This is a genomic window from Polaromonas sp. P1_E1_2, assembly GCF_056406035.1.
The window spans coordinates 1-14,523 of record NZ_JBFUAZ010000037.1 but is presented as its reverse complement, the minus strand read 5'-3'; the positions used below and the strand labels follow the sequence as shown (position 1 = coordinate 14,523).

Genomic DNA, 14,523 nt, shown 5'->3' with positions numbered 1-14,523 from the left:
GCACAATTGTCCCATGTCGCCTCCTGGTGCCTCCGTCCGAAAAACTGTCCCGCCTGAGGCCGCGGCCGGGAACACGGCCGCGCCTCAGGCCAAGGCTGAAAAAGCCTCGCCCAAATCACCCGCGCAAAAAGCGCTCGAGAAGCTGGGCCTGCGCCGCGACATCGATCTGGCCTTGCACCTGCCCCTGCGCTACGAGGATGAAACCCGCATCGTGCGGCTGGCGGACGCGCGCGACGGCGATCTGGTGCAAATCGAAGGCCAGGTGACGCACAGCGAGATCGCCTTTCGCCCGCGCCGGCAGCTGCGGGTGACGGTAGACGACGGCAGCGACACCTGCGTGCTGCGCTTCATCAATTTTTACCCGGCCCACCAGAAAACGCTGAGCACAGGCGCCCATGTTCGGGTGCGGGGTGAAATCCGCGGCGGCTTTCTCAGCCGTGAAATGATCCACCCCAGCTTCAGGCTGGCCGGCGGCGAGCTGCCCGGCGCGCTGACGCCGGTGTATCCCACCGTGGCCGGACTGCCGCAAACCTACCTGCGCAAAGCCGTGCTCAGCGGCCTGGCGCGGGCTGATCTCCGCGAGACCTTTCCGCCTGAAGTTTTAGGTGAAAACAGGCTGCAGCCCTTATGGGGCCTGCGCGAGGCGCTACAGTTTTTGCATCACCCCACGCCAGATGTCTCGCTGGCCACACTGGAAGACCGCAGCCATCCGGCCTGGCAGCGGCTCAAGGCCGAAGAGCTGCTGGCCCAGCAGCTGTCGCAGCTGCAGGCCCGGCGCATACGCGCAGCCATGCGCGCACCTTCGCTGGCGGGCCCACCCGTGCGCGGCACGCAGTGCACGCTGCATGACCAATTGCTGGAGCGCCTGCCTTTCCGGCTGACCGCCGCGCAGCAGCGCGTGTGCAACGAGATTGAGGCGGACCTGAAAAAAAGCATCCCCATGCACCGCCTGTTACAGGGCGACGTGGGCGCCGGCAAAACGGTGGTGGCGGCACTGGCCGCGGCACGCTGCATCGACGCGGGCTGGCAATGTGCGCTGATGGCGCCTACGGAAATCCTGGCCGAGCAGCATTTCAGCAAACTGATCGGCTGGCTGGAGCCGCTGGGCATCAAGACCGCCTGGCTGACCGGCAGCCAGAAAACAAAAGAGCGGCGCGAGATGCTGGCGTTGATTGAGAGCGGGGAGGCCGGCCTGGTCATAGGCACGCACGCTGTGATCCAGGACAAGGTGAAGTTCAAAAACCTGGCGCTCGCCATCATCGACGAGCAGCACCGCTTTGGCGTGGCGCAGCGGCTGGCCCTGCGCAGCAAAATGACTGAAGGTGGGCAGGAACCCCATCTTTTGATGATGACTGCTACACCGATTCCGCGCACGCTGGCGATGAGTTATTACGCCGACCTTGACGTCTCCACCATCGACGAGCTGCCGCCCGGCCGCACGCCCATCGTGACCAAGGTGGTGAGCGACGCACGGCGTGATGAAGTGATCACGCGCATACGCGGGCAGCTGGCGGAAGGGCGGCAGATTTACTGGGTCTGCCCACTGATCGAGGAAAGCGAGTCCATCGACCTGGTCAATGCCACGCAAACGCATGAAGCATTGAGTGCAGCCTTGCCCGGTGTCGCTGTAGGACTGCTGCACTCTCGCATGCCGGTTGCAGAAAAGAAGGCCGTCATGAGCCAGTTCACCGCCGGGAAAATGGGCGTGCTGGTGAGTACGACGGTGATCGAGGTGGGCGTTGACGTGCCCAATGCTTCGCTGATGGTGATCGAGCATGCCGAGCGCTTCGGCCTGAGCCAGTTGCACCAGTTACGCGGTCGGGTCGGGCGCGGCGCGGCTGCGTCGGCCTGCGTGCTGTTGTATTCGACCGGCGAAGCGTCCCGGCTCGGCGAGATGGCGCGCGAACGCCTCAAAGCCATGGCGCAAACCAATGATGGCTTCGAAATCGCCCGGCGCGACCTGGAAATCCGCGGGCCCGGCGAATTCCTGGGGGCGCGGCAGTCGGGGGCGCCGCTGCTGCGGTTTGCCGACCTCGAGACCGATGCCGCGCTGCTGGCCTGGGCACGCGAGCGGGCGCCGCTGATGCTGGACCGGCATACGGAACTGGCTCACCGGCACATCCTGCGCTGGCTGGGTGGCAAAGCCGATTACCTGAAGGCCTAAGCAACATCCGGCGATGCAGCGATTGAGAAAAGCAGCACAATAAGCCCATGACGCTGACCGAACTCAAATACATCGTCGCTGTTGCCCGGGAAAAGCATTTCGGCAAGGGCGCCGACGCCTGTCACGTCTCGCAGCCCACACTCAGCGTGGCCATCAAGAAGCTGGAGGAAGAGCTGCAGGTCAAGCTTTTTGAGCGTAACGCCAACGAAATCACCGTGACGCCTCTGGGCGAAGAAATCGTGCGCCAGGCCCAGAGCGTGCTGGAGCAAGCCGACAACATCCGTGAAATTGCCAAGCGCGGCAAAGACCCGCTGGCCGGTGCGCTGCGGCTGGGCGTGATCTACACGATTGGCCCCTACCTGTTGCCTGACCTGGTGCGCCAGGCGATTGCGCATACGCCGCAGATGCCGCTGATGCTGCAGGAAAACTTCACCGTCAAGTTGCTGGAAGAGTTGCGTACCGGTGAAATTGACTGCGCCATCCTGGCCGAGCCCTTTCCCGACACCAACCTGGCCATTGCGCCGCTGTATGACGAGCCTTTCATGGCGGCGGTGCCCAGCGCCCATGCGCTGGCGTCACGCAAGAGCGTGACGGCTGAGGAGCTCAAGAAGGAAACCATGCTGCTGCTGGGGACCGGCCATTGCTTTCGCGACCACGTGCTCGAGGTTTGCCCCGAATTTGCACGCTTTTCCAGCAGCGCCGAAGGCATCAGCAAAAGCTTTGAAGGTTCGTCGCTGGAAACCATCAAGCATATGGTGGCGGCGGGCATGGGCATCACGCTGGTTCCCCGCCTGGGCGTGCCCAAGGAGGCGCTGGCCGAGCAGGCCGCAACTGCCAGGAAACCCGCCAAGGGGAAAACGGCCGCAAGCCGCAGCAAGGTGGCAGCAGAGCAACCCTCGTTCATCAAATACCTGCCCTTCGCAGGCGATGTGCCGAGCCGGCGCGTGGTGCTGGCGTGGCGCCGCAGCTTTACCCGGTACGAAGCGATCGCTGCGCTGCGCAATGCCATTTATGCGTGCGAGCTGCCCGGCGTCAATCGCCTGTCGTGAACGCCGTCTATGGCCGGCATTGAGCCCGGCTGTTGCAGCCCCTTCCCTGATTTCGTAAAGTTGTCCCAGAATCTTTAAAAAGGAAACACCATGGCCAAAACATCGACCAAGCCCGCAGGAAAACCCGCACCCTCCATCAATATCGGCATCAATGAAAAAGACCGCGCAGCGATCGCCAAGGGCCTGAGCCGCCTGCTGGCCGACACCTACACGTTGTACTTGACCACACATAACTTCCACTGGAACGTGACGGGGCCGATGTTCAACACGCTGCACCTGATGTTCATGACGCAGTACACCGAATTGTGGGCAGCCGTCGATCCGGTGGCGGAGCGTATCCGCTCCCTGGGCCATCCCGCGCCGGGCTCCTACGCCCAGTTCAGCAAGCTGGCATCGATTCCCGATGTGCCTTTGGTGCCGCCCAAGGCGCTGGAAATGGTGCGCATCCTGGTGCAGGGCCATGAGGCCGTCGCACGCACGGCGCGCGAATTGTTTCCACTGGCCGACAAGGCCAGCGACGAGCCGACGGCCGACTTGCTGACGCAGCGCCTGACAGTGCACGAGCAGACCGCCTGGATGCTGCGCTCCTTGCTCGAAGAGTAAGGTGCCGCCTGGCTTGTTGAAACAAAAACTCGACTTCTATTTGCAGTTGATCCGCTGGAATCGCCCGGCGGGCTGGTTGCTGCTGCTGTGGCCCACCCTGTCGGCGCTCTGGGTGGCTTCGCACGGCTTTCCGGGCTGGCACCTTGTGGTCGTGTTCAGCTTGGGCACTTTCCTCATGCGCAGTGCCGGCTGCTGTGTCAACGATGTGGCCGACCGTGATTTTGACCGGCATGTCAAACGCACGGCGCAGCGGCCCGTGACCAGCGGCGCCCTTTCTGTCAGAGAGGCCCTGATTCTCGGCGCCGTGCTGGCTTTGCTGGCTTTCGGGCTGGTACTCACCACCAATGTCGTCACCATTGCCTGGTCATTCGCCGCGCTGGCGGTCACGCTGGTCTATCCGTATGCCAAGCGTTATGTCTCCATGCCGCAGGCGGTGCTGGGGGTCGCTTTCAGCTTTGGCATTCCGATGGCGTTTGCCGCCGTGCAGTCGCGCGTTCCGCTGCTGGCCTGGGTACTGTTGCTGGGCAACCTGTTCTGGGTGATTGCCTACGACACGGAATACGCCATGGTCGACCGTGACGACGACTTGAAGATCGGCATGAAAACGTCGGCCATCACGCTGGGGCGGTTCGATGTGGCGGGTGTCATGCTCAGTTACCTGATTTTTCTGTTAATTTGGGCTGTAACCCTTATGGATATTGCGCAAGAAGCTATTTATTTAATAGCAATTGCGGTGGCGCTCGGGCAGGCGCTGTGGCACGGCTGGCTGATCCGCAAGCGCGAGCGCGATGACTGTTTCAAGGCGTTTCGGCTCAACCATTGGCTGGGCTTTACGGTATTTGCGGGAATTGCGCTGTCGTACCTGGGCCGTTGAGCCTGCGCCGAAACAGACGGCCAAAAAAAAGCCCGCATCTGCGGGCTTTTTCAATTCCTGACGCCAGATCAAGGGCTCAGCGGAACTTCATCCGCGAATTACACCGATTTTTTGGCTTTTGCCTTGGCCTTGTGCTTGACCTTGTGTTTGGCTTTTGCCTTGGCTTTTGTGGGCGCGGCGGCTTTTTCGGCAGGTGCGGCGGCAGGGGCTGCTGCGGGTGCGGCGGCCTGGGCCGCTGCTGGCGTGGAGATCACGGCCAGGGGCATGGCGAGGACGGCTGCGCTGATGAGGGTGGACAGTAATTTGTTCATGGGGAAGCTCCGGATGTTGGAAAAGTTATGGTGCGGGTGTTGCCGGGTGAACTGTCCACGAAGGACCAGGGCAGCCGTGACAGACGCTCTTCTTCAACGTCTTCCCTCGCAAGGCGGTTGACTTGCCCGGCCGCGGTCATCCGCAAATCCCATGGCCACGTGCCGCCACGGCAGAAGAATCATATTGCTATTAATTCAAGGGCTTAAGAGGCAAAGTTCATCACCAGAAGACACCTGCGGGTCAACCGCGGCAACAATGAGTTTGCCCGGGGTTCAGTTCACGTCAACGGTATCGAGAGCTTCTGGCGCTATGCCAAGCGACGTCTGGTGCAGTTCAGCGGTGCACACAGGCATACCTTCTACCTGCACTTGAAGGAAACCGGGTTCAGGTCGAACCAACGCCACCGCAGCCTGTACAAGTCGCTGCTATCCTTGCCGGGAAACAATCCTCTTTAACGGGATTTTTGCTTCTTAAGCCCCTGATTGATGGCGATCGGTGCGCTTTCACGCTCGGTTGAGCCGCCAGAGCCTGGGGATTTGCCCGCTCGTCAGAATTCGCCGCCAGCCAGAAGTCCCCAGCCCCCGGCATCGCCAGATAGCTCAAAATACCCTCCATGACCTTCGATGCAGCCAACCCCCCCCGTTTCTGGTCCGACCTGAAAAGCCCTGACTTTTCGCGCCTGGATCTGGCCCGCTGTATTGCGGTGCTGCCGGTGGCCGCGGTGGAGCAGCACGGCCCGCACCTGCCGCTTAATGTGGATGCGACGTTGGTGGAAGGTGTGATTGCAGCCGCCTTGCCGCATTTACCCCCAACGCAGCCGGTGCTGTTTTTGCCCACGCAGGCGGTGGGCTTTAGCCCCGAGCACGATCGCTTTGCCGGCACGCTCACGCTAAAAGCCGAGACCGTGATCCGGCTCTGGACCGAGCTGGCCGAATCCGTTGCGCAAACGGGTGTCAAGAAATTGGTGCTGCTCAATTCGCACGGCGGCCAGGTGGGCCTGCTGGACGTGGTGGCGCGCGACCTGCGGGCCCGACTGGGCATGCTGGTCTACAGTGTGAACTGGTTCAACCTGCCGCTCACAGGTGAGGATGGCAAGTCCGTGAATGATTTGTTCAGTGCCGAAGAGCACCGCTTCGGCATCCACGCCGGCGAGATCGAAACCTCCATGATGCTGGCGCTMAAGCCGGATCAGGTCGACATGGCCAAGGCTCAGAACTTTCATTCCACTTCACAGGACAGGGCTGCGAAGTTCAGCATCCTGGGTGACGGCCGCAGCGCCAAGCTGGCCTGGCAGATGCAGGACTACAACCCGCAAGGCGCGGTGGGTAACGCAGCCGCTGCCACGGCCGACAAAGGCCGTGCCTTGCTGGGTGCCGCGGGCCGCAGCCTGGCGCGGCTGCTGGTGGAGATCGACCAGTTGCCGGCCGATACGCTGAGCGATAGAACCGCGTTCTAGGCTTTTGCAAGCAGGCATTTAGCGCAGGATCACGGTCTGGCGCTTCCACGCGGCGTCCTGCGAGCGGGCAAAGGCCGCCAGCGTTCCCGGGTCACCGGCCTGTTTCTCGGCCGTCAAGCTGTCCATGCGCGCCACCTCGAAACTGCGGCGCAGGCGCCCGGCAATGCGGGTCTCGCGGGCCAGCAGCATGTGAGGCGTACCGCGCACCCAGCCGGCAAATTCCACATAGCCCAACTCGGGGCCATTGCTGGCGGGCGGCAGCACCTCAATCGTCCATTGCCCGGATCTTTTGCGAAACACCCACAGCTCGCGCCAGGTGTCCAGCGGCTGCACCGCGAGCGCCAGGGCCTGGCCATCCGGGTGGGCGCTGGCGGACGCGGTCCACACGATGCCGTAGGTGCAGCGCCTGGCCACGGCCTCCTTGCCGGGTTTGCCGTCGGCCTTGTTTTCGTACAGCGCCACGCAGGTTTCGCCGGCCTGGCCCGTCTCGGTGGCTACCGTCAGTTTGGCGAAGCGGGGAAGCGCGGTTTCAGCGCCCCATCGCGAAGCGCCCACGCGAATCGCTGCGTCGTTGTAGTCCTGCCTGTCGTTGTCTGTCAGCTCCAGCTTGTTCACCGCCGCGAGTTCCGCCAGGGCGCGCTGGGCGGCTGCCGTGGGCGCTTCAGTCCGGCGCGCCTGCTCAAACGCCAGACTGGCGTGCACGCCGGCACGGCGCAGGCGCAAACGGTTTTTGCTGACTTCAGACAACTGGGCGAACTGGGCGGCGCTGACCTTGTCCAGCACTTCGGCGCGCCACTGGTCTTGCGTGAAGCGGTCCTGCGGGTGCAGATCGGGGCTCATGCAATCGGGGCGGGTCACAGCCAGTGCGGCGCGCGCGCGCTGTTCGGCGTCGGATGGCAGCGCCAGCACGCGGCGAAAGGCTTCGCCGTTGTAGCAAAGCTGCATGCTTCCGTTCTGCTCATAACCCTTGAAGTTCACGCCATAAAAGGTGGCCACTTCCATGTGCGCAGAGATCACGTCACTCGTGGCCTTGCCGTGCTTCATGGAGGCGCGACGCGCCAGGCGTTCGGCCATGGTGCCCAACGCATCAAAGGCTTCCGCGCCTATGGCGTCTGCCGGCGCGGCCTTGAGGTAAGCGGCCGTGTACGCAATGCCCAGGGCTTCAGCGCCCGGGCTTTCGCGGAGGAAGCGCACCACCGAGAGCAGCTGCGGCGCTTCCTCGGGCTGCAGCGAGACCGTGCGCACCTGGCTCACGTGGATGAAGCCTGCGCGTTCGCGCCTGTGGTCGTAGACCTGCAGGTAATCCATGCGCTGGCCGCGGATCTCGAGCGCGTCGCCTTGCCACAGGGCCGCCTGCTGTGCGGCCGAATCACGCGGCGCGGCGCGCAGGGTGGCCTGGTCCTGCGTCACGATGGCCAGGGTCAGAAGTGCGGTGGTGATCATTATTCGGCCTCTTCTTTGTCGTCGTGGTCTTGCGTGCCGGCGCCGCGCGGCGCTTGCGCCACGGTGCGGCCGGCTTTGGGCGCGCCGCCCAGCAGGCCCGCGCCCACAAAGCCGCCGCTGGTGGAGGGCGGGGCGATGATCACGGTGATCTTGTCGCTGAGTTTGTCGGCCATGGTCTTCTGGATCAGCAGCGGGTGGCGCGTGATCAGCACCCCTTCGCGCGCCATCTGCTCGCTGTTGATCTTGCCCACGCGGTCCAGCCGGTAGGCTTCGGCATCCGCCAGTTTCTGGCGCGAATCGGCTTCACCCGATGCCTCGATGCGCCGCGCCTGGGCGCTACCTTCGGCCGTGCGGATGCGCGACTGCTTGTCGGCTTCGGCTTCAAGTTGACGCTGCTCGATCTGCTTTTGCTTGAAGGGCAGGACATGTTTCATGGCTTCTTCCTGCGCTTTGGCTGCAATTACCTGTTCRCTGGCGGCGGCCTGCGCATTGGTTTCACGGCGTATTTTTTCGGCCATCGCGTCCAGCTCGGTTTCYTTSACGCGCTTTTCCTTCAGGGCCAACGTGTAGCGCATCTTTTCCGTGGCCAGCTCTTCGGCCAGCAGCTTGTCCATGCCCTGGCGGTAGTCCGCGGGCAGGTCCACTTTGCCCATTTGCACCGTGCGCAGCAGGATGCCGTCGGCCGCAAGCTTGGGTTTGAGTTCGGCTTCGATAAGCTGCTGGATTTCGGCACGCTTGCTCGAGAAAATTTCCCGCACGGTGTAGCGCGTGAAGGTCTTGTAGATCACGCCTTGCACGGCGGGCTGCACGATCTGGCCCGCGATGTCGTCGGGCAGGTTTTTCGACAGTGCGTTCACCTTGGTGGGATCCAGTGCATAACGCACCGTGATGTCCACTCCCAGCGACATGCCTTCAATCGACTGGAAGGGCGAGGGGCCGTCGGCCCGGCTGCTGCCTTCAGGGCGGTAGACCTGGTCGCGCAGCGAGAAAGTGCGCATCTCATGCAGAGCTGGCAGCAGCAGCAAGGAACCTTCGCGGAATTCGTCGACGCTGCCGGTCAGCTGGTTGGTGCGAATCGCCACGTCGCCGCGCGCCACCGACTCCATGGGAGGGTGCACCCACAGCAGGTAGCCGACCGCGCCCGCCGCGGCGGTGGCGATCATCAGGCCGCTGGCGCTGGCGGCGCGCTGCACCCCTGTGGCAGCGATACGGCGGGTGCCGCGCACCCCCCTGGAAAAGATGGCGCGGATGCGCAGGGAAATACGGCTAAGGCGTGGGTTCATGATGGGCTCCTCCGGTTGGTTTGGCGAGAGGCGCGGGTTGCGCTTTCTCTGGCCTCCATTGTTCGAATCGGGCCCGGAGCATTCAATGCGCCTGCGCGGTGTCTTTGCACGGTTTGGCGGCGGCAACCCTCCGCCAACGGAAGAAACACTCACACGGCCTGGCGCAGGCCACACCCATAATGGCGACACCCCATCCTCTTGAGGCCTCATGACCAAAATTGCCGTGATCGAAGACGACCTGCCCATGAGCAACCAGCTCAAGGGCTGGATTGAATCGGCCCGTCCGGGCATCCAGGTCGACCAATGGTTCAACCGCGACGACGCCGAGGCCGCCGTTGCCCGCGAAGGCTATGACGCGGTGGTGCTGGACATCGAACTGGGGCGCGAACGCCATGCCGGCGTGGCCATCATCAACGCCATCAACAAGCAGCGGCAGGGTACGCCCGTGCTGGTGGTGTCCGCCATGCCCGCTGCCATTTACCGCAGCATCATGAAAGCGCTGGACGCTTGGGACTACCTGCAAAAGACCACGTTTGAAGAAGCCGACTTCATCGAAACTTTCCTCGACATCCTGCGCACCGCCAAAACGAAGCCGGAAGGCAAGGCGCCCGCCGCAGACAGCCAGGAGCTGCAGCTGGACCCGCTGCGACAGAACACGGCTATCTGGCGCGGTCAGCGCGTGAACCTGCCGCTGACGGCGCAACGCATCCTGGCGGCGCTGCACGCGCGCCGCGGCGAGGTGGTGAGCTATGACGACCTGTACCAGGTGGTCAAGAGCGGCCGCAACCGCGACAACATCCGCAAGCACGTCAGCACGATTCGCGACGCGTTCAAGGAAATCGATGCGGCCTTTGACGGCATTGAAAACATCCCGATGCGAGGCTTTCGCTGGGCCGAGGCGGCGGAGCCCCCGCGCGGCAGAGGCAAGCCGTGAAGCTGCCCACACGCCTGGATGTCGAGCGCCTGCTGCCGGCGCGCGTACCCTTCGGGCTGCGCGTATTTTTTCGCGGCGCTTTTTTTCTGCTGGCGATGGCCACCGTCGCCCTGGCTATCGCCGTGTTGCAAGACGAAAAGGAGCGCAGCTACCGAAATTACCAGGACGGCTTTCGCAAAAACCAGGCGCAGATCGCCGCCAAGCTGCGCCATCCCACGGGCCAGCTGGTGCTGCTCAACCCCACGGCCTACGAGCATGAGGTGACGCCGCTGCGTCCGCTGGTGCTGCCTTTTTCGGCCCTCGATTTCGACGATCGCAACAAGGCCCAGCAGGCAGTGGAGATGGCTGGCTGCCTGGTGCAATACCCCGACGCGGCGTCGATGTGCGTGGCCGTCGGCAACAACCCCTTTGCCGGCGGTTTTCTCTATGCCGTCGGCAGCTTCAACAGCGGACCCTTGGTGTCGCACACCTCCGGAACGCTGGATTTAAGCCAGGCGCATCGCGCCCGCATCACGGTCGACATGCGCGGGCAGCGCTACCGCTGGATCGCGCCTTTCCAGGCCATGCAGGCGATGGACGAGGGCCGCAACGCCTCGCCTTTTGCCAATGCCAGGGGCCGGCTGGTGGGCTTTGCCGATGAGGGTCCGATCACGCCGGCCAGCCGGCCCGTGCGCGACTTTCGCGGCTGGCTTTGGCAAGACAGCCGCTGCGCGGACGGCACGCTGGCGGCAGACCCGGATTGCGCCCGGCGTGCCTTTGTCAGCGTGCGCCTGCCGGTTGAGCTGTTTCGCGAGGCTCTGTTCTCCAAAGGGCCCGCGGGCATCGTCTGGCCGCCGGCCGACCTGGACCAGATCAAGGTGCAGGTGGAAATGCTGGCTCCCGGCGAGGGCAAGCCGCTGTTTGACAGCAATGCCGGGGGGGCGACCGCACCTTTTTCATGGTCTGAGCTGACCCCTTTGCTGCTGCCCGGCGAGAAGCTGCGCATCCGCAGGCTGGGCAGCGCGGGTGCCAGCCCGGACGTCGTGTCGCTGTCCGGCGCGGAGACGGCGGAGCGGTCCTCGCCGCTGATTGCCTGGTTGATACGCCGGCTGCAGGTGGATGGTTATGACGCACCCGTCACGAGCGCCGACATCATCAGTACGCCGCTCGGGCGTTATGAACTCTCGCTGACCGGTGACATTCGCAGCGTCAACAAGGCCCTCACGGCCGTGGCCACCCGCGTGTCCTGGTTTGTGGGCGGCATGCTGCTGGCCATCTTTGTGACCTGGCTGGCCATTGAGCTGCGGATCATCCGCCGCATCACCGAACTCACCCGCCGCGCGGCCACCGTGTCCAAGGGCGTGCGCGCCAGCGACAACCTGGCAACGGTTGACCTGGCCGACCTGCGTGGCGGCGACGAGCTGGGTGTGCTGGCCGGCGGCCTGCAAGACCTGCTGCAGCGCGTGAACGAAGACGTGCGCCGCGAGCAGATCCGGGTCGCCCAGGAAAAAGACACCTGGCACGCGGTAGGCCATGAAATCATGTCGCCCCTGCAATCRCTCATGGTGCTGCACGGAAGCGCCGACGACCCCGCGCACCGTTACATCAGCCGCATGCAGCAGGCCGTGCGCGTGCTCTACGGCAGCGCATCGCCCAGTGAAGCCTTTGAATCCACCGCGCTCAATGTGCAGACGCTGGATGCCAATGAGTTCCTGAGCCACGTGGCGCGCAACGCTGCGGCCGCGGGCATTCCCGGTGTGGCCTTTGATCCGCTGGTCCAGCCGGTCAGGGTGCGTGCCGACGAGTATTCGCTGGAAGATGTCGTGTCGCATGTGCTGCGCAATGCTGATCGCTACCGTTTGCCCGGCAGCCTGATCCGCATCACGCTGTCGCAGCAGGCACAGGAAGGCACCGCGCCCGAGGCGCTCATCACCATCAGCAACCTGGGCCCGCAGATCGAGGCCGGCCTGCTGGACAAGGTTTTCGAATACGGCGTGTCTGACCAGCCAGATACCGGTGCCGCGGGACAGCGCGGGCAGGGCCTGTTTGTCGCCAAAACCTATATGGCCAAGATGGGCGGCACCATCACCGCGCACAACCGGGACAGCGGCGTTTGCCTGGAGTTGCGCCTGCAGTGCGCTGTCGGCTGATCCCTGATTCCATTGCTAATTCGCTGCGAGAGTAGGCGCGCCGCCGCAGACAGTGCTTAGGGCCTGCCAATGCCATTTATGCAGATGCGTTGCGAGTCAAAAAGGCCTTGAGCAAGGCGCAAAACGCAGGCGGGGTAGACCCCGTCAAGGCTTTGCAACGCCGCGCAAGGCCTTTTTGATCGCAACCCGGAGGGAATGGGGTGAAAACGGCGCCACTCGGCGTTGCGCTTCTAGCCAGACAAAAGTCTGGGCGTCGTCGCGCGCCTTGATTGGCACCGTTTTCACCCCATTCGCATTTGCATAAATGGCATTGACAGGCCCTGGCACGGCAAGGAGGCGTAACGACCTATCGCGGCGAATTAGCAATGGAATAAAAATCAAAGCCCCCAGTGAGCGGTAACTCACTGGGGGCCTTGTCTTGCCAGGCGGACCGGTAAGCCCGCTGCCATGTAAGAAAGTATCTCGCGGGTAGGGCCGAATAATTTGCCTGATTTGCTGTTGAATTTCCCATAAACAGATAAAAAATCTGTAAAACGGCCAATTTCAGATAAATTACCTGAATGGACACTTTAGACCGGAAAATCCTTCAGGTTTTGCAGGCTGACGCGCGCACCAGCCTGCAAGACATCGGCCAGGCCGTCGGCCTGAGCCCCTCGCCCTGCTGGGGCCGCATCAAGAAGATGGAGGAGGCTGGGGTGATTGAGGGCTACACCGTGCGGCTCAATGCGCAGGCGCTGGGCCTGGGCGACACGGTGATGGTGCAGGTCACGCTCGACAGCCACTCCGACAACACGCTGGAGAAATTCGGTGAAACACTGGCAGCCATTCCCGAAGTGATAGAGGCTTACCTGGTGTCCGGTGAATACGACTACCTGCTGCGCATTGCCGTGCACGACACCAAGGACTACGAGCGCCTGCTGCGCGAGCGGCTCTACAAGATCAAGGGCATACGCCACAGCAAATCCAGCTTTGTGCTGCGCACGCTGAAGAAGGCCGACCTGCCGCTGCTGCCCGGCTGAGCCAGGCGAAGGTCAGCGCTGACAGCGGTCGGTGGGGCCGGCTGACAGCTGCGCGAACCTCACCCACCCACACTGACGAATGCCCGCACCATGCGGAGCGCTGGCATTGCCGTCATTTCTTCAGGGGGTTTTATGCGATCGATTGCCTGTCAACGCGTCTGGCATGTTCTGGTGCTGTGCGCGGCATTCGCCTGTGCGCTGGCCGCGTGCGGCGACACCGCCCTGTTGCCGCCGGAGGCCGGTATGGGCGCCAATCCAACCCTGCCCAAGCCCAACAAGACCCTGTTTCCCACGGTGAACATCGCGCCGGCCAAGGGCTGGCCGGAGGGTGCAATGCCCACGCCCATGGCGGGTCTGGGCGTCACGGCCCTGGCCAGCGGCCTGGACCATCCGCGCTGGGTTTACGTGCTGCCCAACGGTGACGTGCTGGTGGCTGAAAGCAATGCGCCACCCAAGCCGGAAGACGGCAAGGGCCTGCGTGCCTGGTTCATGAAAAAGGTGATGGGTCGGGCCGGCGCCGGCGCGCCCACGGCCAACCGCATCACCTTGCTGCGCGACGCCGACGGTGACGGCAAGGCCGAAAGCCGCAGCGTGTTTCTGGAAAACCTCAATTCGCCCTTCGGCATGGTGCTGGTGGGCAACGATTTTTTTGTCGCCAATACCGATGCCGTGGTGCGCTTTCCCTACCAGCCGGGGCAAACCAGCATCACGGCGGGGCCCGTCAAGGTGGTAGACCTGCCGGCCGGCCCTATCAACCACCACTGGACAAAAAACATCATCGCCAGCCCGGACGGCAGCAAGCTGTATGTCACCGTCGGCTCCAACAGCAATGTGGGCGAACGCGGCATGGAAGCCGAAACCGGCCGCGCCGCCATCTGGGAGATCGACCCCAAAACCGGCAGCCACCGCGTGTTTGCCTCGGGCCTGCGCAATCCCAACGGCATGGGTTGGGCACCCGGCAGCGGCGCGCTCTGGACGGTGGTGAACGAGCGCGACGAGATCGGCAGCGACCTCGTGCCCGACTACCTGACTTCGGTGCGTGATGGCGTGTTTTACGGCTGGCCCTACAGCTATTACGGCCAGAACGTGGACGACCGCGTCAAGCCGCCGCGTCCGGACCTGGTGGCGCAAGCGGTTTCACCCGACTACGCACTGGGCTCCCATGTCGCGCCATTGGGCATGGTGTTTTCAGAAGGCAATGCGCTGCCGCCATCACTGGCCTCGGGAGTTTTTATCGGTGAACACGGTTCCTGGAAC

The 14,523-nt window shown here is 63.5% G+C and carries 12 protein-coding genes and 1 pseudogene; 10 read left to right on the top strand and 3 right to left on the bottom strand.

Features of this window, described 5'->3' with window-relative positions; all coding sequences use genetic code 11:
• Positions 1–13 precede the first annotated feature (13 nt).
• The 4 genes from recG (at position 14) to ubiA (ending at position 4,690) form a co-directional block, all read left to right on the top strand.
• On the top strand, positions 14–2,164 hold the full coding sequence (recG, locus tag AC1D1P_RS03920) for an ATP-dependent DNA helicase RecG (RefSeq protein WP_477668707.1): 2,151 nt from the start codon (positions 14–16) through the stop codon (positions 2,162–2,164).
• A 47-nt stretch (positions 2,165–2,211) separates the two neighbouring features.
• Entirely contained in the window at positions 2,212–3,213 is a 1,002-nt protein-coding gene (locus AC1D1P_RS03915) for a hydrogen peroxide-inducible genes activator (RefSeq protein WP_477668706.1), read from the top strand.
• Positions 3,214–3,303: 90 nt separating this feature from the next.
• A complete protein-coding gene (locus AC1D1P_RS03910; protein ID WP_477668705.1) occupies positions 3,304–3,816 on the top strand; it encodes a Dps family protein in 513 nt (170 codons plus the stop codon).
• A gap of 13 nt (positions 3,817–3,829) precedes the next feature.
• Entirely contained in the window at positions 3,830–4,690 is an 861-nt protein-coding gene (gene ubiA / locus AC1D1P_RS03905; RefSeq protein WP_477672141.1) for a 4-hydroxybenzoate octaprenyltransferase, read from the top strand.
• Between the two features lie 98 nt (positions 4,691–4,788).
• On the opposite strand, the gene AC1D1P_RS03900 is transcribed toward ubiA, so the two are convergent.
• Positions 4,789–5,001, bottom strand: coding sequence for a hypothetical protein (locus tag AC1D1P_RS03900; RefSeq protein ID WP_477666459.1), 213 nt, complete (start codon positions 4,999–5,001; stop codon positions 4,789–4,791).
• A gap of 228 nt (positions 5,002–5,229) precedes the next feature.
• On the opposite strand from AC1D1P_RS03900, the pseudogene AC1D1P_RS03895 reads away from it, so the two are divergent.
• Positions 5,230–5,457: pseudogene (locus tag AC1D1P_RS03895) on the top strand (IS1595 family transposase); the annotation flags it as partial.
• Positions 5,458–5,615: 158 nt separating this feature from the next.
• The gene (locus tag AC1D1P_RS03890) at positions 5,616–6,458 is read left to right on the top strand and encodes a creatininase family protein (protein WP_477672140.1); all 843 of its coding nucleotides are present in this window, start codon (positions 5,616–5,618) and stop codon (positions 6,456–6,458) included.
• Between the two features lie 18 nt (positions 6,459–6,476).
• On the opposite strand, the gene AC1D1P_RS03885 is transcribed toward AC1D1P_RS03890, so the two are convergent.
• Both AC1D1P_RS03885 and AC1D1P_RS03880 read right to left on the bottom strand, forming a co-directional pair.
• Positions 6,477–7,901, bottom strand: a complete 1,425-nt coding sequence (locus AC1D1P_RS03885) for a hypothetical protein (RefSeq protein ID WP_477672139.1) — start codon at positions 7,899–7,901, stop codon at positions 6,477–6,479.
• Positions 7,901–9,184, bottom strand: coding sequence for an SPFH domain-containing protein (locus AC1D1P_RS03880; protein ID WP_477668701.1), 1,284 nt, complete (start codon positions 9,182–9,184; stop codon positions 7,901–7,903). The genes AC1D1P_RS03885 and AC1D1P_RS03880 overlap by 1 nt, the downstream gene beginning before the upstream one ends.
• A 208-nt stretch (positions 9,185–9,392) precedes the next feature.
• Between AC1D1P_RS03880 and AC1D1P_RS03875 the strand changes: the two genes are divergently transcribed.
• The 4 genes from AC1D1P_RS03875 to AC1D1P_RS03860 form a co-directional block, all read left to right on the top strand.
• Positions 9,393–10,118 (top strand): response regulator transcription factor, encoded by a 726-nt coding sequence (locus tag AC1D1P_RS03875; RefSeq protein ID WP_477668700.1) that lies wholly within the window; start codon positions 9,393–9,395, stop codon positions 10,116–10,118.
• Positions 10,115–12,247: a sensor histidine kinase gene (locus AC1D1P_RS03870; RefSeq protein WP_477672138.1), complete on the top strand. Its 2,133-nt coding sequence runs from the start codon at positions 10,115–10,117 to the stop codon at positions 12,245–12,247. Before AC1D1P_RS03875 ends, AC1D1P_RS03870 begins: the two co-directional genes overlap by 4 nt.
• A 560-nt stretch (positions 12,248–12,807) precedes the next feature.
• Positions 12,808–13,266, top strand: a complete 459-nt coding sequence (locus AC1D1P_RS03865) for an Lrp/AsnC family transcriptional regulator (protein ID WP_092132085.1) — start codon at positions 12,808–12,810, stop codon at positions 13,264–13,266.
• Positions 13,267–13,398: 132 nt separating this feature from the next.
• The coding region (locus AC1D1P_RS03860; protein ID WP_477672137.1) for a PQQ-dependent sugar dehydrogenase at positions 13,399–14,523 on the top strand (1,125 nt) is incomplete at its 3' end.